The organism is Vibrio sp. Of7-15 (assembly GCF_022347565.1).
GTDB lineage: Bacteria > Pseudomonadota > Gammaproteobacteria > Enterobacterales > Vibrionaceae > NORP241.
Genome location: NZ_JAKRGH010000014.1, coordinates 77,352 through 97,820, shown reverse-complemented (window position 1 = coordinate 97,820; position 20,469 = coordinate 77,352). Strand labels below are relative to the sequence as shown.

Sequence of the window (20,469 nt, the reverse complement as noted above, 5' to 3'; positions counted from 1 at the left end):
AGGATTTTGACGTTTTGCAGTCCGATATATTGCCAGTAGAGCGATCAGAAAATGTGGTTTTATTACAGGTGACTGATACCCACCTGTTTGCTAATCCTGAGGGGGCCTTGTTAGGCGTACAAACTCTAGATAGCTTTCATGCCATAGTCGATGCTATCAACCATCAAACACCGACGTTTGATGCGATTTTGGCTACTGGTGATATTTCTCAAGATCATACAAAAGAATCTTATCAACGTTTTGCAGATGGCATTGCACCATTAGTTCAGCCTTGTTATTGGCTACCCGGAAATCATGATTACCAGCCAAGCATGCAAAGTGTTTTACCATCAGATCAAATTAAAGCATGTGAACATGTTTTAGTGGGTGAACATTGGCAGGTTATCTTATTAGACAGTCAGGTCCAAGGAGTGCCGCACGGTGAGCTTAGCGAGGCTCAGCTGAACTTATTAGATAAGATGTTAGGGCAATATGCAGATCGCCATAGCTTGATTTTGTTACATCACCACCCTATGCCAGCGGGCAGCGCGTGGTTGGATCAGCATCAATTGCACAATAATGCGGATTTTTGGGATACCCTAGCGTCACACAAGAATGTTCAAGGTATTTTGTGTGGTCATATTCACCAAGAGCTTGATCGAATGAGCAAGGGCATTCGTTTACTAGCAACGCCTTCGACATGTATTCAGTTTTTGCCTGATTCCGATGACTTTGCTCTTGATCAACAAGGGCCGGGCTGGCGTTTATTAGAATTGACGCCGTCAGGTGAAATTGTGACAAAAGTATACAGGTTGAAAGATAACTCGTTCCAACCTAACTTCACTTCGACTGGATACTAAACATGCCATCACAACCAACTATGCTGTTGTACATCCACGGCTTCAATAGCTCTCCTTTGTCTTACAAAGCTCAGGTGATGAAAGATTATTGTGAACAGCATCGGCCTGATATTCGAGTTGAAGTACCGCGTTTACCCTGTTTTCCTGCTGCGGCGGCCGAATTATTACGTTCGATCGTAGAGCAACATAAAGCAGACTATAAGATAGGTTTGATAGGCAGTTCGCTGGGAGGGTATTTATCGACTTGGCTGAATTCTCATTATCAGCTACCAGTGGTACTCGTCAATCCAGCCGTAAAGCCATACGAGCTGTTGAAAGACTATTTAGGCCCACAAACTAACCCTTATACGAGCGAAGAATATATACTAACTGAGCAGCACATTGGCGAGTTGATTGAGTTAGATGTAGCTAGCATACAAAATCCAGATGATTTTTGGTTGCTACAGCAAAAAGACGACGAAGTCTTAGATTATCGACAAGCCGTTGATAAGTACCAAGCCAGTAAACAGACCGTAGAAGAAGGCGGTGATCATAGTTTCATTAACTTTGAACGTTATCCTGCCAAAATTATTGAGTTTTTAGAACTTTAGCTCGTAGTTTCACTTTTCTATGTGGGGCCTTGCTTGACAAGAGAAGGCTCCTTCCCGACTATATGACAAAATTTCAGATACCTTCCGAGATATGACAGAGCAATATAACGCTGGAGCCATTGAGGTTCTTAATGGCTTAGAGCCAGTTCGCCGCCGACCAGGCATGTATACCGATACCGTTCGCCCAAACCATCTCGGGCAAGAAGTTATTGATAACAGTGTCGATGAAGCACTCGCCGGACACGCAAGTAAAGTACAGGTAATTTTACATGCCGATCAATCACTGGAAGTGATCGATGATGGCCGAGGTATGCCTGTAGATATTCACCCAGAAGAGAAAGTGTCTGGGGTTGAACTTATTCTATGTAAGCTGCATGCGGGTGGTAAGTTTTCGGGTAAAAACTACCAATTTTCCGGTGGTCTACATGGTGTAGGTATCTCGGTTGTTAATGCCCTTTCTAAGCGTGTTGAAGTGACAGTTCGCCGTGGCGGAGAAGTGTATGAGATTGCTTTTGAAAATGGCGATAAAGTTTCTGATCTTCAAGTAACGGGAACGTGTGGTCGTCGTAGCAAAGGTACGACTGTTCATTTCTGGCCAGATGCGAGCTATTTTGATTCTGCTAAGTTCTCAGTTTCTCGTCTTGTGAATAATCTAAAAGCCAAAGCGGTTTTATGCCCAGGCTTAGAGATTGTGTTTACCGATAAGGTGAATGACAAAGTTTATAACTGGTGTTACCAAGACGGTTTAAAAGATTATTTATCAGAAGGGGTTAAAGGTTACACATTATTGCCTGAAGAACCGTTTACTGGCGTATTCTCAGGTCAAACTGAAGCGGCTGACTGGGCCGTTATTTGGTTGCCTGAAGGTGGCGAGTTAGTGGCGGAAAGCTACGTTAACCTGATCCCAACCGCGCAAGGTGGTACACACGTTAATGGTATGCGCCAAGGCTTACTGGATGCCATGCGAGAGTTTTGTGAGTTTAGAAACTTATTGCCTCGTGGCGTTAAGTTAACTGCGGATGATATTTGGGAGCGTTGTGCTTACGTGCTCTCTGTTAAGATGCAAGACCCACAGTTTGCAGGCCAAACCAAAGAGCGTCTTTCTTCTCGTCAGTGTGCCGCTTTTGTATCCGGTGTGGTTAAAGATGCCTTTAGTCTATGGCTAAACGAAAAGCCCCAACTGGCTGAACAGCTGGCTGAAGTGTGTATTGCGAATGCGCACCGTCGTATGCGCGCCAGCAAAAAAGTTGTTCGTAAGAAAGTGGCGTCAGGCCCTGCGCTACCAGGCAAATTAACCGATTGCTCTGTTCAAGATTTAAACCGTACTGAGTTATTCCTCGTGGAGGGTGACTCGGCAGGGGGCTCTGCAAAACAAGCGCGTGATCGTGAGTTTCAAGCTGTTATGCCATTGCGCGGTAAGATCTTAAATACATGGGAAGTGTCTGCCGATCAGGTACTGGCTTCTCAGGAAGTTCATGATATTTCAGTTGCACTTGGTATTGATCCCGATTCAGATGATCTGAGTGGATTACGCTACGGTAAAATATGTATTTTGGCCGATGCTGATTCAGATGGACTGCATATTGCCACCTTATTATGTGCGTTATATTTGAAACATTTCAAAGCCTTGGTTCGTGCTGGTCATGTTTATGTTGCGATGCCGCCTCTATTTAGAATCGACTGTGGTAAAGAAGTCTTCTATGCCCTTGATGATGATGAAAAAGAAGGCGTACTAGATCGTTTGAGCAACAAGCGTGCGAAAATTAACGTACAGCGCTTTAAAGGGTTGGGTGAAATGAACCCACTGCAATTGCGTGAAACGACCATGGATCCAAACACACGTCGTTTAGTTCAGCTCACTATTGATGATGATGAGCAAACCAACGAAGTGATGGACATGTTATTAGGTAAAAAGCGTGCCGATGACCGTCGTTCATGGTTGCAATCGAAAGGTGATCTTGCCGAAGTGTAATGACGGCACTTTCTCCTTAAATGTGGAGTACCACCTTAGCTTTATAATTAAGAATTTAAGCCTTGGCGAACAGTGCGAAGGCCTTAAAGAATCGAATGGATTAAGTCAATGACAGATCTTTCATTAGATGGCGTAGAACAGCTGCCGCTGCGTAAGTTTACCGAAGACGCCTATCTAAATTATTCCATGTACGTGATCATGGATCGTGCCCTGCCATACATTGGTGATGGTCTAAAGCCAGTACAACGCCGTATCATTTATGCGATGTCAGAGCTGGGTTTATCCGCCTCTGCAAAATATAAAAAGTCAGCTCGTACCGTCGGTGATGTATTAGGTAAATACCACCCACATGGTGACTCAGCGTGTTATGAAGCCATGGTATTGATGGCTCAACCGTTTTCATACCGCTACCCATTGGTTGATGGCCAAGGTAACTGGGGTGCTCCGGATGATCCTAAATCATTTGCAGCAATGCGTTATACGGAATCGAAGTTATCTAAATTTGCTGAAATCCTGTTAGGGGAATTAGGCCAAGGTACGGTTGAGTGGCAACCTAACTTCGATGGTACGATGAAAGAGCCAAAGATCTTGCCAGCTCGTTTACCTCATATTCTATTGAATGGTATTACGGGCATCGCGGTTGGTATGGCAACGGATATTCCTCCTCATAATGTGCGCGAAGTGGCCAATGCGACCGTTCATTTACTAGAGAACCCTAAAGCCGAACTTGATGAAGTCATGGAGTTCGTAAAAGGGCCGGATTACCCAACAGAAGCGGAAATTATTTCTGCGAGCAGCGATATCAAAAAGATTTACCGCACAGGTAAAGGCAGTATTAAGATGCGTGCTGTGTGGCACAAAGAAGGCAGTGATATCATTGTTACCGCGCTTCCGCATCAAGTATCGGGCAGCAAGTTATTAGAGCAAATCGCAAATCAAATGCGAGCGAAAAAGCTGCCAATGGTGGATGATCTACGTGATGAATCGGATCATGAAAACCCAACCCGTATTGTGATCGTGCCACGTTCAAATCGCATTGATAGTGAGCAGTTAATGAACCATCTGTTCGCGTCTACTGATTTAGAGAAAAGCTACCGTGTAAATTTAAACATGATTGGCTTGGATCAGCGCCCACAAGTAAAAGGCTTGGTGTCGATCCTAAAAGAGTGGATTGAATATCGTCGTGAAACCGTTCGTAGACGCCTACAGCATCGCCTCGATAAAGTATTAGCTCGTTTACATATTCTTGATGGTTTATTGGCTGCTTACCTGAATATTGATGAAGTTATTGAAATTATCCGTACTGAAGATGATCCAAAGCATGAGCTAATCACTCGCTTTGAACTGTCGGAAAAGCAAGCGGAAGCAATTTTAGAGATCAAGCTTCGACAGTTAGCCAAACTGGAAGAAATTAAGATCCGTGGCGAACAGGATGAATTAGCAAAAGAGCGTGATCATCTTGAGAAACTGCTTGGTTCTGAACGTCGATTAAATACGCTGATCAAAAAAGAAATTCAGGCCGATGCTGAGAAATATGGCGATGATCGTCGTTCTCCGTTGGTAGAGCGTGCGGAAGCTAAAGCATTAACTGAACGTGACTTAGTGCCAAGCGAAGCAATCACAGTTGTATTGTCTGATAAAGGTTGGATTCGTCACGCGAAAGGTCATGATGTTGATCCTTCAAGCCTCAATTATAAATCTGGTGACAGCTACCTTGCTCATGCGCGAGGAAAGAGTAATTTACCAGCGGTGTTTATGGGCTCCAATGGGCGTAGTTATGCTTTAGAGTCTCACACTCTGCCATCTGCTCGTAGCCAAGGTGAGCCAATTACTGGTCGTTTGAACGTAACGGCTGGTAGCCAAATCCGCCATGTTGTGATGGGGGAAGAAGAGCAAATTTGGTTGGTAGGCTCTGATGCAGGTTACGGCTTTGTATGTAAAGGCAGTGATATGCTGTCTAAAAACAAAAGCGGTAAAGCTCTGCTTACGTTACCTGAAAACTCAGAAGTTATGATGCCTGAAGTTGTCGATAATTTTGATGATGATGAGATTCTAGCCATCACCAATGAAGGTCGAATGCTATTGTTCCCGATTAAAGACTTACCTCAGTTAAGTAAAGGTAAAGGGAATAAGATCATTAATATTCCAGCTGCGCGCTCTAAAGCACGAGAGGAGTTTTTGTCTCATTTGATGTCGATACCAAAAGGTGCATCGCTGACGCTTTATGCTGGTAAACGTAAACTCGGTTTAAAACCTGCGGATTTGGATAATTTCCGCGGAGAAAGAGGGCGTCGTGGTAGCTTGTTACCAAGGGGCTTACAGCGAGTAACCAGTATTGAAGTTGAGTCTGTTAAAGCAGATGTGGACGAATAAAGCTTTCGATCTTTAAAAGTAAAACGCCTTCACATGAAGGCGTTTTTTATTGGACTGAATATATTAGTGATTATTCGCTTAAATCTTCACCGATAATGACCGTTAAGGTGATTGGTTTTCCTCGGCGGATAATATGAAGTTCAGCAGGGGTACCAGGTCGTAGGTCGGTAATAATGTCTAGGACACTTTGCCTATCATCGATTTTCTTATTATTAATGGCGACTAATAAGTCTTGGCTTTGTACTCCCGCTTTTTGGGCTGGGCTGTTTTCAAAAACAGCATAGACTAAAATTCCTTTGATAAGCTCAACATCCATCAACCTTGCCATGACAGGGTTGATGTCACGACCATCGATACCGATATAGCCCCGAATAACTCGACCATCGGAAATGAGCTTTCTCATAATTTTGTCAGCAAGAGCGTAGGGGATAGCAAAGGAGATACCGTAGGTTTCTAAGTCAGTTGTTTGTTGGAAAGAAGCGGTATTGATACCAACAAGCTCACCACGCGTATTGACTAACGCGCCGCCGGAGTTACCTCGGTTGATTGCAGCATCGGTTTGAATAAAGCTTTGAGGACCATATCCGCTGACTCCAGCCCGTCCTGTGGCTGAAATAATACCAAATGTTGTTGTTTGGCCGATATTGTAGGGGTTACCAATAGCAAGCACGACATCGCCAATCTCAGCGTCGTAATTACTATTGAGAGGAATAACAGGAAGATTGCCTTCTTGAATTTTGAGCACGGCGATATCGGTGCGTTTATCTTTACCAACCAGTTGAGCATTAAATAAACGACCATCTTGTAAGGCGGCGATGACTTGATCGGCTTCAGCAACAACATGGTAATTAGTAATAATGTAGCCTTTCTCACTGACAATAACCCCTGAGCCGAGTACCTCTGTATTGAGCTTTAAGCGGTCACTACTGCTGTACTGTCTGCTGTAAATATTGACCACAGCAGGTGCAGCTCTGCGCACTGCATAGGTAAAAGAGAGCTGGGAGCCTTTGGTCACCACAGGGGAAGAGAGAGACTCTGTCGGTATTATTTTGGTACGGAGTTCGGGTAGTGCGGCAAGTAAAATGGCGGCGGTTACTATGCCCAATACAACTGAACGTAATAAAAATGCCAGCATTTCTACCTCAAATCGTATGCTATGTAGGTCATTAATTGTTGAGGAAAGAGAATAGCATTGAACCTGAGGAAAAAATAGCAAAGAAGCAGGAAGGCGAGAGATGCCTTCCTGTGAATGCGTATCTAGAGTTCGATAAATTAGCGGATAACAAGGTAAAGTGATTGTTCGCCACGCTGAATGTTAAGAGCTAATACATTAGGTTTGTCTTCTAGTAAGGTACGTAGTTGGCCTAAATTTTTCACTCTAGTTCGGTTTAAGCCAATGATAATATCACCTTTTTTCAACCCGTAGCGTTGGGCTGTTGAGCCTTTGGTAACTTCCGAAACTTTTACACCAGCGACATGATCACTGTCAGTGCTGTTGGTCAGCTCTGCACCAGCAAGGCCAGCATGTAATGATTCTGCTTTGGTTTTATTTTCTTTGGCTTCACGTAGAGTCACCGTAAAGTCTTTTTCACTACCGTCACGTATTACGCTGATATCGACTTTTTTACCTGCGCCAAGTGTGGCAATTTTTGCCCGTAGTTCACCAAAAGTACGGATTTTTTTGCCGTTCACAGAGATAATAATATCACCGGCTTGTAGGCCTGCTTCTGAAGCTGCACTGTCTGGAATGACTTGGCTGACAAAGGCACCATGGTTTGTTTTATAACCGAAAGCTTCAGCTAGCTCGGAAGTTAACTCGCCGCCTTGAACACCTAAAATGCCGCGTTTGACTTGACCAAATTCTAAAATTTGATCCGATAAGTTTTTCACCATGTTGGCAGGAATGGCAAAGCCGATACCTACATTGCCGCCATTGGGGCCTAAAATAGCGGTATTAATACCAATCAGCTCACCCTTGAGGTTAATTAGAGCACCACCTGAGTTGCCGCTGTTAATTGCTGCATCGGTTTGGATGAAGTTTTCAAAGTTTTCGATGTTTAAGCCACTGCGCCCCAGTGCAGAGATGATCCCTGATGTGACAGTCTGCCCAAGACCAAATGGGTTACCAATCGCTACAGTGAAGTCGCCGACACGAAGTGCGTCAGAATCTGCCAGTTTGATCTCAGTCAGATTTTTAGCGTCTTCTAATTTTAGTAGGGCAATGTCGGACATCTTGTCACTGCCGATTAATTCTGCGTCGTACTCACGGCCGTCGTGCAGTTGAACGCGAATTTTGTCTGCGTCATTAATAACGTGGTGGTTTGTGACGATATAGCCTTTTTTCGCATCAACGACCACACCAGAGCCTAAGCCACGAAATGGTCTCTCTTTTATTTGCTCTGATGGGAAGTCAGGGCCAAAAAAGAAGCGGAAGTTTTCAGGTAATTGTTGTTTAGATACTTGTTTGCCTTCGACGGCGATACTGACAACGGCAGGGGTAACTTGTTCCAACATAGGAGCAAGGCTAGGCAATTGTTGCCCTTCAACCGATAAAGGAAGCGCTGCCGTTGCAGTGACAGGGGTAATGATTGAACTTATACCTAAAGTTAACGCAGTTAAAGCAAGTAAAGGTTTTTTCATCATTCATGGACTCCAGTGTTTTGAATCACAGTGTATGACAAAAGAACCTTAGGCAAAGTTCAATTCAAATATTGGTTAGCTCGCTTTTGGTTCTGCGACTTTTTCTTCTTCGGGTTCTGGTGCCGCAGATGGTTCATCTTTTAGCAGTCCAGTTGCACCATTTGCGTAATCTTTGGGTTGAGTATTGTCATCCGTTGATTTTGTTACCTCAGTTAAGTTAGTAATTCGCCCTGCAAATGGGTTGTCTTGCTCTGGCAAGTTAGGCATTAATTCTGAGGAAGTTTTTGCCATGTGTTGATATAACTTACTGTAGTCTTTTGCTAATGAATCAAGCAAAGAAGCACTAGAAGCAAAATGATCAACCAACTCTTGGCGGTATTGCTCTAGTTCATATTTGGATTTATCCAACTCTTGTTGAAGGTTTTTCTGCTGTTTTACTTGAGGGTTCATTAAACGGGAAATGAGAATGCCCACCCCAATGCCAACAACTAAGAATACTAAACTATAAGTCCAAGCCATACTGACTCCTTATGGTTAAAATATGATCTGAGAAATGTTTCCCAGTACTTACAATATACATGCTCTACACTCTGCATGGTACTATGGCTTTTCATAACGGACAAAACAAAAGGTGTTACACGGCATGACGCCAAAAGAAAAATATCAACAAGATCTGCAGAAAGTAGACTTTCATCACGATAAAGCTCAAGAGCAGGCGGTGGATCATTTAGATGATCTTTATCAGCGTATGCAAGCGCCGAAGGCGGCTCCAAAAGAAGTGAATAAAAAAGGCTTCTTATCCAGCTTCTTTAAGAAAAAGTCAGCATCTGTGAAGCTTGAGCCTGTACAAGGGCTCTATTTTTGGGGTGGGGTTGGGCGAGGTAAAACGTATTTAGTGGATACGTTTTATGAAGCCTTGCCAACAACACGAAAGATGCGGATCCATTTCCATCGTTTCATGCACCGGGTGCATGATGAGCTGACGAGTTTGGATCAACAGTCGGATCCCTTGGAGATCGTGGCGGATCGCTTCAAACAAGAAACGGACATTATTTGCTTTGATGAATTCTTTGTATCCGATATTACTGATGCAATGATTTTAGCGACGTTGCTTGAGGCGTTATTTGCAAGAGGGATCACATTGGTTGCCACATCGAATATCCCACCACCTGAGCTGTATCGTAATGGTTTACAACGTGCTCGCTTTCTTCCTGCCATTGCGTTAATTGAAAAGTATTGTGATGTGGTGAATGTTGATAGTGGGGTGGACTATCGTTTACGAACTTTAGAGCAAGCCGAGATTTATCATTACCCTCTGGATGCGGTGGCAGAGAAAAACATTGAATCCTACTTTGAAAAATTGTCTGTAGAGCCAAGAACAGAGTATCAAGCTATCGAAATTAATCACCGACAAATGCAAACTCGCCACGAAGCTGATGGTATTGTGCATTTTAGTTTTTCAGAGCTATGCGAAACCGCTCGAAGTCAAAGTGATTATATTGAAATGTCAAAAATCTACCATACGGTGTTAGTGTCAGAAGTAAGGCAAATGAATAGCCAAATTGATGACGCTGCACGTCGCTTTATTGCGATGGTAGATGAGTTTTATGAGCGTAATGTAAAGTTGATTATTTCGGCTGAAGTGGCTTTAGAAGAGCTATATACAGATGGGCGACTAGAGTTTGAATTTAAGCGTTGCCAGTCCCGCTTGATTGAAATGCAAAGCCACGATTATTTAGCAAAAGAACATTTACCATAGTCGATTTTGAAAGAAATGACATAAGAAAATAGAGCCATTTCTTTCTTTTTAACTCTAAGTGAGATAAATCACGTTTTTTTTCAAAAAAGAGGTGATTTTTTCCACACCCTTCACTATAATCCTGCGACCCACCGTTACTGTGACGGCACAACGCCGAGAGTGCCAACCACTCGAAGGGGTGATGACTGGGCTCTAAACAGTGGGAGCATAACCTGCTCCTAAAGTGTAAATTTTATTTAACGGATAATACTTAGCATGAAAACTTTCGTTGCTAAACCAGAGACTGTAAAACGTGACTGGTATGTTGTGGACGCTGAAGGTAAAACTCTTGGCCGTATCGCAACTGAAATTGCATCTCGCCTACGTGGCAAACATAAGCCTGAATACACTCCTCACGTTGATACTGGTGATTACATCATCGTTGTCAATGCTGATAAAGTTACTGTAACTGGTAACAAAGCGGCTGGTAAAACTTACTACCGTCACACTGAGTTCCCAGGTGGCCTAAAATCAATTTCTTTCGAGAAACTGATTCAACGTAAACCAGAAATGGTTATCGAATTAGCGGTTAAAGGCATGTTACCACGTGGTCCTCTAGGCCGTGCAATGTACCGTAAGCTTAAAGTTTACGCGGGCGCTGAGCACAACCATGTTGCTCAACAACCACAAGTACTAGACATCTAATTGGGGATTATGGCAATGGCAGAGAATCAATACTACGGCACTGGTCGCCGTAAAAGCTCAGCAGCTCGTGTTTTTATTAAGCCGGGTACTGGTAACATCGTAATCAACAAGCGTAGCCTTGACGTTTACTTCGGTCGTGAAACTGCTCGCATGGTTGTTAACCAACCTCTTGAGCTAGTTGAAATGACTGAGAAACTAGACCTACACATCACTGTTAAAGGTGGTGGTATTTCTGGTCAAGCTGGTGCGATCCGTCACGGTATCACACGCGCTCTTATGGAATACGATGAGTCTCTACGTCCTGTTCTACGTGCAGCTGGCTACGTTACTCGTGACGCTCGTTGCGTTGAACGTAAGAAAGTTGGTCTACGTAAAGCACGTCGTCGTCCACAATTCTCTAAGCGTTAATTTTACGCACCAGTGTCTCACTGGTTCATATTGTGGCACAAAAGTCCGGTTCTGCCGGACTTTTTTATTGCTTAAAATCACTGTTTTTATTGTAGAAAACTTCAAATTATCCCCCCTCTCTTTCAAAAAACCAACACAGTTCACATTTGTTGCAAAAACGTAGCTTTATCTTGTCAAAAAGTAGGGTTTTCTTTATCATTTAACGGTTAAAAAATGACAGTCTAATAAGTAAAACTATTTTCTGTTAAAAATCAAACCGTTGAAAGTTAGCCGTAGCTCTGAGACGCTTAGGACATAATAAAAAATCTACGCGAGAGCAAATGGGAGAATGTTGGATGAGCAATGCGCCAGTGAGTAATGGCCGACGCCGCTTCCTGACCGCAACGACTTCAGTTGTTGGAGGGCTGGGTGCAGTGGCTGTAGCCGTGCCTTTTATTAAATCTTGGAACCCGAGCGCCAAAGCAAAGGCTGCCGGGGCACCTGTTGAAGTTGATATCAGTAAGTTAGAAGAAGGCCAAATGGTTCGCGTCGAGTGGCGTGGTAAACCAGTTTGGGTCGTCCGCCGTAGCCAAGCAATTTTAAATGAACTGGGCCAATTAGACAGTCAGTTACGTGACCCTGCATCAGGGGAAGCGCAGCAGCCTGAATATGCCCAGAATAAATATCGTTCTGTTAAGCCTGAAATATTTTTAGCCGTGGGTATCTGTACTCACCTTGGTTGTTCACCTACGTATTTACCTGACAGTTTTAGTGAACAAGTTCAAGGTGTTAGCTCTGGCTTTTTCTGTCCGTGTCATGGTTCTAAGTTTGATATGGCTGGTCGAGTATTCCAAGGCGTACCTGCACCATTGAACTTAGTGGTGCCACCACACATGTTCTTAAGCGACACGAAGGTTCTTGTCGGTAAAGATGAAGGAGACGCATAATGGACGCGTTACTCGGCTGGATTGAAAAACGCCTGCCGGCGATGAATGCTTACAAAAAGCACCTTTCTGAATACCCAATGCCAAAAAACTTTAACTTTTGGTATCTGTTTGGCTCGTTAGCCATGCTAGTACTTGTTAACCAACTACTGACTGGTATTTGGTTAACCATGAACTATGTTCCATCTGGTGAAGGCGCTTTTGCATCTGTTGAATACATCATGCGTGATGTGGAATACGGCTGGTTATTACGTTATATGCATTCCACAGGGGCTTCTGCCTTCTTTGTGGTGATCTATCTGCACATGTTCCGTGGTTTGATCTACGGCTCATACCAAAAGCCTCGTGAGCTATTGTGGCTATTTGGTATGTTAATCTTCCTTGTGTTGATGGCTGAAGCATTCATGGGTTACCTACTACCATGGGGACAAATGTCTTACTGGGGTGCACAGGTAATTATTTCACTGTTTGGTGCTATTCCGGTTGTTGGTGATGATTTAACGCTGTGGATTCGTGGTGACTACGTTATCTCGGGCGCAACGTTGAACCGTTTCTTTGCTCTACACGTTATTGCTCTGCCTATCGTGCTGTTGCTGCTGATTGTATTGCACATTCTAGCGCTGCATGAAGTGGGCTCAAATAACCCAGACGGTATCGAAACTAAGTTGCCTAAAGGTACTAAAGGCGAAGGCTACAAGACTCAATTCCCATTCCATGAGTACTACTCGAAGAAGTACGACATCATTGATTCGATTCCTTTCCATCCATACGGTACGGTAAAAGATTTAGTAGGTGTGGCTGGTTTCTTGATCTTATTCTGCTACGTACTGTTCTTTAACCCTGAGATGGGCGGTTACTTCCTTGAGCCACCTAACTTTGAAGCTGCGAACCCGCTGAAAACACCTGAGCATATTGCTCCTGTATGGTATTTCACACCGTTCTACGCGATCTTACGTGCGGTTCCAGATAAGTTATTGGGTGTTGTGGCAATGGGGGCGTCAATTGTCGTGCTATTCTTACTTCCTTGGTTAGATCGTTGTAAAGTTCGTTCATACCGTTACCGTAGTAAGATTCACCTATTTAACATTGTGCAGTTCACTATCAGCTTCATTGCGCTAGGTATTTTAGGTGCGTTACCAGCGACACCAACCTACACATTACTGGCTCAAATCTTTAGCTTGATGTATTTCATGTTCTTCGTTCTGTTGTACTTCTACAGTAAAAACGAGGCAACGAAGCCGCTACCAGAAAGGGTGACATTTAAATGAAAAAGTGGATCTTAGTACTTTTTGCTTTATTGCCATCTCTTGCAATGGCAGCGGGTAGTAACGTACCTCTAGATAAAGCAAATAATGACCTCAGTGATAAAGCTTCGCTTCAAAACGGCGCGAAGTTGTTTATGAACTATTGTTTTGCTTGTCACTCAACGCAATATCAGCGTTATGAGCGTGTTGCAACAGATTTAGGTATTCCACCAGAGCTCATGAAAGAGAACCTGATTTTTGATCCTGAAACAAAGATCGGTGAGCTAATGGTGAGTGCTATTCCTAGTGATCAAGCTGCTGCTTGGTTCGGTGCTCCACCACCAGATCTAACGTTGGTTGCTCGTGTTCGTGGTACTGACTGGCTATATACTTACTTACGTTCTTTCTATGCGGATCCAAGTCGTCCGTTTGGCGTAAATAATGTTGTATTCCCAAGCGTTGGTATGCCGCATGTTCTTGAAGAGCTTCAGGGCATCCCTCGTAAAGTGTACGAAACTCGACCTATCGACGGTGTTGAGCAAGAAGTTTTTGTTGGCATTGAATCTGACGGTTCTGGTGAGTTAAGTACGAGTGAATACGATGCTGCAGTACGTGACTTAGTTAACTTCTTAGAATACTCGGGTGATCCGGTGAAACTTGAGCGTCATCAACTAGGTTGGTGGGTGATGGGTTTCTTGGTTATCTTGCTGATTATGACTATTCTATTGAAGAAAGAGTATTGGCGTGATGTCCACTAATCGTGGTAATCTAACTCGTTAATAGTATGCAATGGGGGCAAATCGCCTCCATTGTTTTTATATCCGTTTATATACTGGAGGGCTTAATGGCTGTTGCTGCCAATAAACGCTCGGTGATGACTTTGTTCTCAGACGCGTCTGATATGTATAGTCATCAAGTTCGTATCGTTCTAGCCGAGAAAGGTGTAAGTGTTGAAATTGAATTAGTCGATCCGGCCAATTTACCTTCTGAACTGGCTGAACTAAATCCTTACAAAACCGTTCCAACTCTGGTCGATCGTGAGTTAGCACTATATAACTCAAACATCATCATGGAATACTTGGATGAGCGTTTCCCTCACCCACCATTGATGCCAGTATACCCAGTTGCTCGTGGTAATAGTCGTTTGATGATGTACCGTGTAGAGAATAACTGGTATTCATTAGCGAAAAAGATCACAAAAGGCTCGACGGATGAAGCTGATGCAGCTCGCCGCCAACTTCGTGATGATCTATTAAGCCTAGCACCAGTATTTGCTGAGTACCCTTACTTCATGAGTGAAGAATTCAGCGTTGTTGATTGCTACTTAGCACCTCTATTGTGGCGTCTACCGTCAATGGGTATTGAGTTAACAGGTCCTGGCTCAAAAGAGTTGAAGCTATACATGAACCGCGTATTTGAGCGTGATTCATTCCTAGCCTCTTTGACTGAAGTTGAGCGTGAGATGCGTTTGGCTGGTCGATAATGGATATGGAAAAAATGGCTCCGCGTCGTCCTTATTTGGTGCGGGCATTTTATGAGTGGTTAGTTGATAATGAGCTAACCCCTCATCTAGTTGTTGATGCTACGATGCCTGGTGTACGAGTTCCAATGGAGTTTGTGCAAGATGGCCAAATTGTGTTGAACATCGTTCCACATGCTGTTGGTAATTTAGAGCTAGGTAATGAAGCGATTACCTTTAATGCTCGCTTTAGTGGTAGACCACACGCGATTATTGTTCCTATGTATGCAGTTCAAGCTATTTATGCCCGTGAAAACGGTGCAGGCACAGTGTTTGAGCCAGAAGATGCTTACTTAGAAGAACATATTGAAGAGCAGGATGAGAGCATTCCAGAAGAAGCGCCTCAGACTCATTTAAGCAGTGTCGTTGAGACTGAAGCAGAGGTTTCAGAATCTGTGTCTGAACCAGATCCAGATAATGAGCCACCAAGACCAACAGGTCGCCCAACGCTACGTTTGGTATAGAAAAAAGCAGCGAACCATCGCTGCTTTTTTATAAATGAATAGTGGCTAGTGTACTTTATTCAGCGTATTCAAACGCCCTAATCACTTGTTTTACTCCTGATATATTACGTGCGACATCTGTTGCGATATCGGCAGATTCCCGAGTTACATATCCACTGAGAAAAACTTCGCTGTCTTCTGTGTTGACTTTCACTTTTACACCATTGAGCTCTTTATTGGTTAAAAGTGCGGACTTTACTTTGGTGGTGATCCAGCTGTCATTGCTTATGTTTGATAGAGTTAAGAGCTCGCGAACCCTGATCTGATTGTGCAGCACTTTAACATTGTTTAATGAACGCACTTGCTGTTCTAGCTGGCTTTTGGTTTGTTCGTCAACAGCTTGGCCAACCAGAAGTACTTTTCCTTGATACACGATGGCCGACACACGTGCTTTACCAGGAAAAGGGGCTTTATTTCCGATGCCTGTGACTTCTAGCTCTAATTGTGTGTCTTGCCACTGCTCTTGAGTGCTACGAGGATCGGTAGCCACAGCAGCCGTTGTTGCGGCCCCGGCTACAAATAGACCTGCACAACCTTGTAAACTGATCAAGCTCGCAACCAATAGGATCTTAATCAGTTTCATCAGTATTCCTCATGCTGTGGGAATAAAACCTGATCAATAAGATCGCATAAACAGTGTAATGTCACTAAATGTACTTCTTGTATGCGAGCGGTACGTTGTGAAGGAATACGAATTTCGACATCTGACTCACCGAGTAATCCTGCCATTTCGCCGCCATCTTTCCCTGTTAGTGCAACGATAGTCATGTCACGTGAAACGGCAGCCTCCATCGCTTTAATGATATTTTTACTGTTACCGCTGGTCGAAATTGCCAATAAAATATCACCAGCTTGGCCAAAGGCTCGTACTTGCTTGGAAAAGATTTCATCGTAGTGATAGTCATTGGCGACTGCTGTTAGTGTGGTGGTTTCTGCTGTTAGAGCCATTGCCGGTAGGCTTGGTCGCTCTGTTTCAAAGCGATTGACAAGACAGGAGACAAATTGCTGAGAGTTAGATGCTGAACCGCCATTACCGCAGCATAAAATTTTATTGCCATTCAGTAGGCTTGTCACCATGGCTTGAGCGGCATGAGTAATAGCATCTGGTAAGGCTTCTGCCGCTGCAATTTGGATTTGAATACTTTCTGTAAAACTTTCTCTAATGCTCTCTAGCATTGGTTACCCTTCAACAATTGCGTTTTTTATCCAATTAATGTCATTACCTTGTTCATGAATAGCAATAACATCAAATCTAAATGAGGTGTTATCAATGGCGTAGTTATGTTTTTTCAGCCAATAAAAGGCCGTTTTCATTAACCTTTTTTGTTTGGCGTAATTCACCATTTCTTCTGCTGCACCGTATTGTCGGTGGCGACGGTATTTTACTTCTACAAATACCAGAGTGTCGTTATCTTGCATAATGAGATCAATTTCGCCCATTTTACAAGAAAAGTTGCAGGTGACATACGTTAGTGAGTGGCTAAGTAAAAAATGCTTAGCCACTTGCTCGTAGTGAGCACCTTGAACTTTGGTGCTATTGTTGCGTTTTAGCCAAGCCATGGGTAGCCCAACTGATCTGACGCTGAATGACACATTCTTTATTGATGCTTAAGACGCCTGTCTTTCCTGGAGTGCTATAGCTTTCCACTGCTTTCATTTGTGGTAGCTCTGTGATGAGCTGGTATGCATCCATTCCTAAAGCATGTAAGCGAACTTGGCCATTACTGCTTTTTGGCCATAAGGTTTCAAATTTAACCATAAAGCTATGGTTCTCATCGGTTAGAAGTGGAATGTCACTGAATTCGATACCCTTAATTTCACTAAGCTGTTTGCTGCTGCCATTGTTGCTGCGTGAGCTGGCGAACAACTTCGGAGGGTTTGCATCTGGATTAATAGCAACCTCAATAAAAGGTTTAAGCAGCGTGAGCTCCGAGCGGTTAGCAATCATGTAAACCGCATCAATATCACGTCGGCTACGTGCTTGCGTTTCTAACTCAATGTTAAGAATTTGCTTCATTTGAGCAATGCGGTTCTGGCTGTCTTTTAGGCCAAATACATCATTGACTTGCTGCTGAAGCTGAGATTTAGAACCAAAGAAGTGGTTTTCGGGCGCTTGATTAGTGAGTTGCTTCCATTGCTGGTTAAAAGCCTCTACGACTCGCATACCAAATTTCCCACTTGGCGCTAAAACCAGTGGGTATTGATGGCCATTAGCAAATAAATGCTGTGCCGCTTGCTGAGCTTCTTGCTCAGGGGAAAGTGCAAAATAGCATGCATTAGCAGTGCTACTTCTTTGCTCTGGAATATTTAAGGCCAGCTGCGGTAGGTTATTATGGTTGACGGCTTGGAACTTCTCAATGTTACTTTTTGTTAGTGGGCCGATCACAAATTCAATGTGGTTATTGGCTAGCTGGGCAGTGATTTGCTCCATTGATTGGCTGTTGGTATCAATGACTTTTAAGTTCGTTGCTTCGTTGCGGTTTTCATCACTAAGCATCGCATTGATGAAGCCGTCTCGAACTCGGCTGCCTTGAGGTGCATATTTACCAGAAAGCGGCAGTAGCAAAGCAACATTATCGGGGCGAACAATCTCTAACGCGAGAATTTCGGTAATGACTGATGGCGTATAAGTGGCCGCCGGATGGTTGGGGTTAGTCGCTAGCCAGTTTTCTAAAGCTTTTTTTAGATTACTTGGACGATTTTGAAGGGTTTTTATATAAATCGCCAGCTGGCTCCAACCTCGTAAAACGTCTTCTTCCTCATCAAACTTTAAAGATTGTAATTCGTACTGACTGTATACCGTGATTTTTTGCCATACCTGTTGCCATTGAGCTGAAGGGTCTTGGCTGTATTTGGCGAGCTCGATTAACTCGCGGCTGGCATTCAGTTCGTCGTTGGCTAAAGAAAACAGTGTGGCACGTAATTGATGATAGTGTTGCCACTGGGCATCAGCTAACTTCCACCAAGGCTGGAAGTTAAGTCCTTGCAGTGCTAAGCCTGTTTGTTGATTTTTATGGCGCAATTCTGCACGTGCGAGTTGCCACTCTGCCATTTGTACTGGAGATAAGTTTTGGTTGGCAAGGCGTCGTAAAATTAAATCGGCTTGTGAGATATTATTTTCATTGATGGAGGCTTTTAACGCTAAAATCAGCCAGTCGTTTTTTAGCGCTCCTTCTTGATTCTCTGCTTGAAGAATATAATCAGCCGAACTGGCGGTCGCAGGTGCCGTAATATCGGCGCTCAATTGTTGGTTTGGTGTTCCTGAACACGCAGCCAACCCGATAGCAAGGGCTACAGGGGCTAGAAGACGTGTTACACTCTTTCGCTTATGGGTAATCTTGGCCATGAGTTCTGTTCAAGGTTATGAAGTTACCTCCTATACTAATCGCTGAAGAGATCGTAAACAAATGAGTGATAGCAATACATCCGTGGTAGATGTCGCAACTTTGTACATAGTGCCTACTCCAATTGGTAATTTGGGGGATATTACCCAAAGAGCTTTAGAGGTTTTAGGGCAAGTCGATTTGATTGCTGCAGAAGATACCAGACATACAGGACGTTTATTGTCTCATTTTTCTATTTCTACACGCACATTTGCTTTGCATGATCATAATGAACAGCAAAAAGCAGACTTCCTAATTGAAAAATTGCAGCAGGGTCAAAGTATTGCGTTAGTGTCTGATGCTGGCACACCACTGATCAGCGATCCAGGTTATCACCTTGTTAATCGTTGTCGCCAAGCGGGAGTGAAAGTGGTGCCATTGCCTGGTGCATGTGCAGTGATCACGGCATTAAGTGCTGCTGGTCTTCCGTCTGACCGGTTTAGTTTTGAAGGCTTTCTTCCTCCAAAAAGCAAAGGTCGTCGTGATAAGTTTGAAGAAATTGCTCAAGCTGAGCGTACTTGCATCTTTTATGAGTCGCCGCATCGTATTACAGATTCACTTGAAGATATGCTGGTAGTATTAGGTGCGGAGCGTGAAGTTGTTTTGGCTCGTGAGTTAACGAAGACTTATGAAACAATTCATGGTGCGCCATTGGGTGAACTGATTGAGTGGCTAAAGGAAGACAGTAACCGTATTCGTGGTGAAATGGTTCTACTGATTCATGGTTATCGTAGTGATGAAAAAGACTCTTTGCCGCTGGATGCAACGCGTACGTTAGGTATCTTAGTAAAAGAATTGCCTTTGAAAAAAGCGGCAGCATTAGCTGCAGAAATCTATGGTCTAAAGAAAAATGCGCTCTATAAATGGGGCTTAGAGCACTTAGAGTAAGGCGTATTGGCTCTGTTTGCCGTTATTTTTCACTTGTTGTGACTTTTTACTGGTAACTTGTTATGGGCTCCTATACAATCCGTCGCCGGAGTTGGCCAGGTAGTCGCTGCTTCGTTGATGTCCCTTGGGAGACTGACGGAGGGGAGGAAAGTCCGGGCTCCATAGAGTAGGGTGCCAGGTAACGCCTGGGAGGCGCAAGCCTACGACAAGTGCAGCAGAGAGGAAACCGCCGATGGCCTGCTTTTCGAAGTAGTGCACAGGTAAGGGTGAAAGGGTGCGGTAAGAGCGCACCGCACGGCTAGTAATAGTTCGTGGCAAGGTAAACTCCACCCGGAGCAAGACCAAATAGGCTTCCACATAGCGTTACTCGCGTTAGGGAGCGGGTAGGTTGCTTGAGCCAGTGAGCGATTACTGGCCTAGACGAATGGCTACCACCGCGCAAGCGGGACAGAACCCGGCTTATAGGCCAATTCCACCTACATATAGATAAAGCCCATCGTAAAGTTGCCATATGGCTGTTTTACGATGGGCTTTGTCTTTTTTATAAGAATTGACTCCTTCTACTGCTTCTCTTTTTCTTCTTATTTCAAACTACTTAATAATACGATTGCCATTATCTATCTCTTTGGTCTAGCCAGTTTCCCTCAATCAGGTAGAATGTAAGGTTTACTGAATATTTGCCTCTGATTGAGTTTTACCCGAACCTAATGAGGAAAGATTCAATGTATTCTCCTAATTAAGCTT

20 protein-coding genes and 1 other RNA gene are annotated in these 20,469 nt (G+C 43.8%); 14 read left to right on the top strand and 7 right to left on the bottom strand.

Annotation, left to right across the window (positions count from 1 at the left end):
- Positions 1-14: 14 nt before the first annotated feature.
- From cpdA to parC, 4 genes are all read left to right on the top strand, one after another.
- Positions 15-839, top strand: a complete 825-nt coding sequence (cpdA, locus tag MHO82_RS15160) for a 3',5'-cyclic-AMP phosphodiesterase (RefSeq protein ID WP_239184906.1) — start codon at positions 15-17, stop codon at positions 837-839.
- 2 nt (positions 840-841) lie between these two features.
- The gene (gene yqiA, locus MHO82_RS15155; protein ID WP_239184903.1) at positions 842-1,429 is read left to right on the top strand and encodes an esterase YqiA; all 588 of its coding nucleotides are present in this window, start codon (positions 842-844) and stop codon (positions 1,427-1,429) included.
- 91 nt (positions 1,430-1,520) lie between these two features.
- A complete protein-coding gene (parE, locus tag MHO82_RS15150) occupies positions 1,521-3,401 on the top strand; it encodes a DNA topoisomerase IV subunit B (RefSeq protein WP_239184901.1) in 1,881 nt (626 codons plus the stop codon).
- Positions 3,402-3,509: 108 nt separating this feature from the next.
- The gene (gene parC / locus MHO82_RS15145; RefSeq protein WP_239184899.1) at positions 3,510-5,774 is read left to right on the top strand and encodes a DNA topoisomerase IV subunit A; all 2,265 of its coding nucleotides are present in this window, start codon (positions 3,510-3,512) and stop codon (positions 5,772-5,774) included.
- A 70-nt stretch (positions 5,775-5,844) separates the two neighbouring features.
- Here the strand turns inward: parC and degS are convergent, their stop codons facing one another.
- From degS to zapG, 3 genes are all read right to left on the bottom strand, one after another.
- Positions 5,845-6,909, bottom strand: coding sequence for an outer membrane-stress sensor serine endopeptidase DegS (gene degS / locus MHO82_RS15140; protein ID WP_239184897.1), 1,065 nt, complete (start codon positions 6,907-6,909; stop codon positions 5,845-5,847).
- A gap of 137 nt (positions 6,910-7,046) precedes the next feature.
- Complete coding sequence (locus MHO82_RS15135; RefSeq protein WP_239184959.1) at positions 7,047-8,414, bottom strand: Do family serine endopeptidase; 1,368 nt, start codon at positions 8,412-8,414, stop codon at positions 7,047-7,049.
- A gap of 75 nt (positions 8,415-8,489) precedes the next feature.
- Positions 8,490-8,933 (bottom strand): Z-ring associated protein ZapG, encoded by a 444-nt coding sequence (zapG, locus tag MHO82_RS15130; RefSeq protein WP_239184895.1) that lies wholly within the window; start codon positions 8,931-8,933, stop codon positions 8,490-8,492.
- Between the two features lie 124 nt (positions 8,934-9,057).
- On the opposite strand from zapG, the gene zapE reads away from it, so the two are divergent.
- The 8 genes from zapE to sspB all read left to right on the top strand — a co-directional run bounded on the left by zapE (position 9,058) and on the right by sspB (position 15,415).
- The gene (gene zapE / locus MHO82_RS15125; protein ID WP_239184893.1) at positions 9,058-10,173 is read left to right on the top strand and encodes a cell division protein ZapE; all 1,116 of its coding nucleotides are present in this window, start codon (positions 9,058-9,060) and stop codon (positions 10,171-10,173) included.
- A gap of 255 nt (positions 10,174-10,428) precedes the next feature.
- Complete coding sequence (rplM, locus tag MHO82_RS15120; protein WP_239184891.1) at positions 10,429-10,857, top strand: 50S ribosomal protein L13; 429 nt, start codon at positions 10,429-10,431, stop codon at positions 10,855-10,857.
- Between the two features lie 15 nt (positions 10,858-10,872).
- A complete protein-coding gene (rpsI, locus tag MHO82_RS15115; protein ID WP_239184889.1) occupies positions 10,873-11,265 on the top strand; it encodes a 30S ribosomal protein S9 in 393 nt (130 codons plus the stop codon).
- Positions 11,266-11,600: 335 nt separating this feature from the next.
- The gene (gene petA, locus MHO82_RS15110) at positions 11,601-12,191 is read left to right on the top strand and encodes a ubiquinol-cytochrome c reductase iron-sulfur subunit (RefSeq protein ID WP_239184887.1); all 591 of its coding nucleotides are present in this window, start codon (positions 11,601-11,603) and stop codon (positions 12,189-12,191) included.
- On the top strand, positions 12,191-13,456 hold the full coding sequence (locus tag MHO82_RS15105; protein WP_239184885.1) for a cytochrome bc complex cytochrome b subunit: 1,266 nt from the start codon (positions 12,191-12,193) through the stop codon (positions 13,454-13,456). The genes petA and MHO82_RS15105 overlap by 1 nt, the downstream gene beginning before the upstream one ends.
- The gene (locus MHO82_RS15100) at positions 13,453-14,190 is read left to right on the top strand and encodes a cytochrome c1 (RefSeq protein WP_239184883.1); all 738 of its coding nucleotides are present in this window, start codon (positions 13,453-13,455) and stop codon (positions 14,188-14,190) included. Before MHO82_RS15105 ends, MHO82_RS15100 begins: the two co-directional genes overlap by 4 nt.
- 86 nt (positions 14,191-14,276) lie before the next feature.
- Positions 14,277-14,915 (top strand): stringent starvation protein SspA, encoded by a 639-nt coding sequence (gene sspA / locus MHO82_RS15095; RefSeq protein ID WP_239184881.1) that lies wholly within the window; start codon positions 14,277-14,279, stop codon positions 14,913-14,915.
- Complete coding sequence (sspB, locus tag MHO82_RS15090) at positions 14,915-15,415, top strand: ClpXP protease specificity-enhancing factor (RefSeq protein ID WP_239184879.1); 501 nt, start codon at positions 14,915-14,917, stop codon at positions 15,413-15,415. The genes sspA and sspB overlap by 1 nt, the downstream gene beginning before the upstream one ends.
- Before the next feature lie 55 nt (positions 15,416-15,470).
- Here sspB and MHO82_RS15085 read toward each other — a convergent pair whose 3' ends face one another.
- From MHO82_RS15085 to MHO82_RS15070, 4 genes are read right to left on the bottom strand one after another with little or no spacing between them, the layout of a single operon-like run.
- Positions 15,471-16,037, bottom strand: coding sequence for a BON domain-containing protein (locus tag MHO82_RS15085; protein WP_239184877.1), 567 nt, complete (start codon positions 16,035-16,037; stop codon positions 15,471-15,473).
- Complete coding sequence (locus MHO82_RS15080) at positions 16,037-16,630, bottom strand: phosphoheptose isomerase (protein ID WP_239184875.1); 594 nt, start codon at positions 16,628-16,630, stop codon at positions 16,037-16,039. Before MHO82_RS15080 ends, MHO82_RS15085 begins: the two co-directional genes overlap by 1 nt.
- 3 nt (positions 16,631-16,633) lie before the next feature.
- A complete protein-coding gene (locus MHO82_RS15075; RefSeq protein ID WP_239184873.1) occupies positions 16,634-17,014 on the bottom strand; it encodes a YraN family protein in 381 nt (126 codons plus the stop codon).
- Positions 16,989-18,800, bottom strand: coding sequence for a penicillin-binding protein activator (locus MHO82_RS15070; protein WP_239184871.1), 1,812 nt, complete (start codon positions 18,798-18,800; stop codon positions 16,989-16,991). Before MHO82_RS15070 ends, MHO82_RS15075 begins: the two co-directional genes overlap by 26 nt.
- A gap of 61 nt (positions 18,801-18,861) precedes the next feature.
- Here MHO82_RS15070 and rsmI point away from each other — a divergent pair, with 61 nt between their 5' ends.
- Complete coding sequence (gene rsmI / locus MHO82_RS15065) at positions 18,862-19,725, top strand: 16S rRNA (cytidine(1402)-2'-O)-methyltransferase (protein ID WP_239184869.1); 864 nt, start codon at positions 18,862-18,864, stop codon at positions 19,723-19,725.
- A gap of 87 nt (positions 19,726-19,812) precedes the next feature.
- Positions 19,813-20,203: RNase P RNA component class A (rnpB, locus tag MHO82_RS15060), an RNA gene on the top strand.
- Positions 20,204-20,469 lie beyond the last annotated feature (266 nt).

Bases quoted from the DNA above. Each gene is read 5' to 3' on its own strand.
- yqiA (WP_239184903.1), top strand. From the start codon at position 842: ATGCCATCACAACCAACTATGCTGTTGTACATCCACGGCTTCAATAGC.
- parE (WP_239184901.1), top strand. From the start codon at position 1,521: ATGACAGAGCAATATAACGCTGGAGCCATTGAGGTTCTTAATGGCTTA.
- parC (WP_239184899.1), top strand. From the start codon at position 3,510: ATGACAGATCTTTCATTAGATGGCGTAGAACAGCTGCCGCTGCGTAAG.
- degS (WP_239184897.1), bottom strand. From the start codon at position 6,909: ATGCTGGCATTTTTATTACGTTCAGTTGTATTGGGCATAGTAACCGCC.
- MHO82_RS15135 (WP_239184959.1), bottom strand. From the start codon at position 8,414: ATGAAAAAACCTTTACTTGCTTTAACTGCGTTAACTTTAGGTATAAGT.
- zapG (WP_239184895.1), bottom strand. From the start codon at position 8,933: ATGGCTTGGACTTATAGTTTAGTATTCTTAGTTGTTGGCATTGGGGTG.
- zapE (WP_239184893.1), top strand. From the start codon at position 9,058: ATGACGCCAAAAGAAAAATATCAACAAGATCTGCAGAAAGTAGACTTT.
- rplM (WP_239184891.1), top strand. From the start codon at position 10,429: ATGAAAACTTTCGTTGCTAAACCAGAGACTGTAAAACGTGACTGGTAT.
- rpsI (WP_239184889.1), top strand. From the start codon at position 10,873: ATGGCAGAGAATCAATACTACGGCACTGGTCGCCGTAAAAGCTCAGCA.
- petA (WP_239184887.1), top strand. From the start codon at position 11,601: ATGAGCAATGCGCCAGTGAGTAATGGCCGACGCCGCTTCCTGACCGCA.
- MHO82_RS15105 (WP_239184885.1), top strand. From the start codon at position 12,191: ATGGACGCGTTACTCGGCTGGATTGAAAAACGCCTGCCGGCGATGAAT.
- MHO82_RS15100 (WP_239184883.1), top strand. From the start codon at position 13,453: ATGAAAAAGTGGATCTTAGTACTTTTTGCTTTATTGCCATCTCTTGCA.
- sspA (WP_239184881.1), top strand. From the start codon at position 14,277: ATGGCTGTTGCTGCCAATAAACGCTCGGTGATGACTTTGTTCTCAGAC.
- sspB (WP_239184879.1), top strand. From the start codon at position 14,915: ATGGATATGGAAAAAATGGCTCCGCGTCGTCCTTATTTGGTGCGGGCA.
- MHO82_RS15085 (WP_239184877.1), bottom strand. From the start codon at position 16,037: ATGAAACTGATTAAGATCCTATTGGTTGCGAGCTTGATCAGTTTACAA.
- MHO82_RS15080 (WP_239184875.1), bottom strand. From the start codon at position 16,630: ATGCTAGAGAGCATTAGAGAAAGTTTTACAGAAAGTATTCAAATCCAA.
- MHO82_RS15075 (WP_239184873.1), bottom strand. From the start codon at position 17,014: ATGGCTTGGCTAAAACGCAACAATAGCACCAAAGTTCAAGGTGCTCAC.
- MHO82_RS15070 (WP_239184871.1), bottom strand. From the start codon at position 18,800: ATGGCCAAGATTACCCATAAGCGAAAGAGTGTAACACGTCTTCTAGCC.
- rsmI (WP_239184869.1), top strand. From the start codon at position 18,862: ATGAGTGATAGCAATACATCCGTGGTAGATGTCGCAACTTTGTACATA.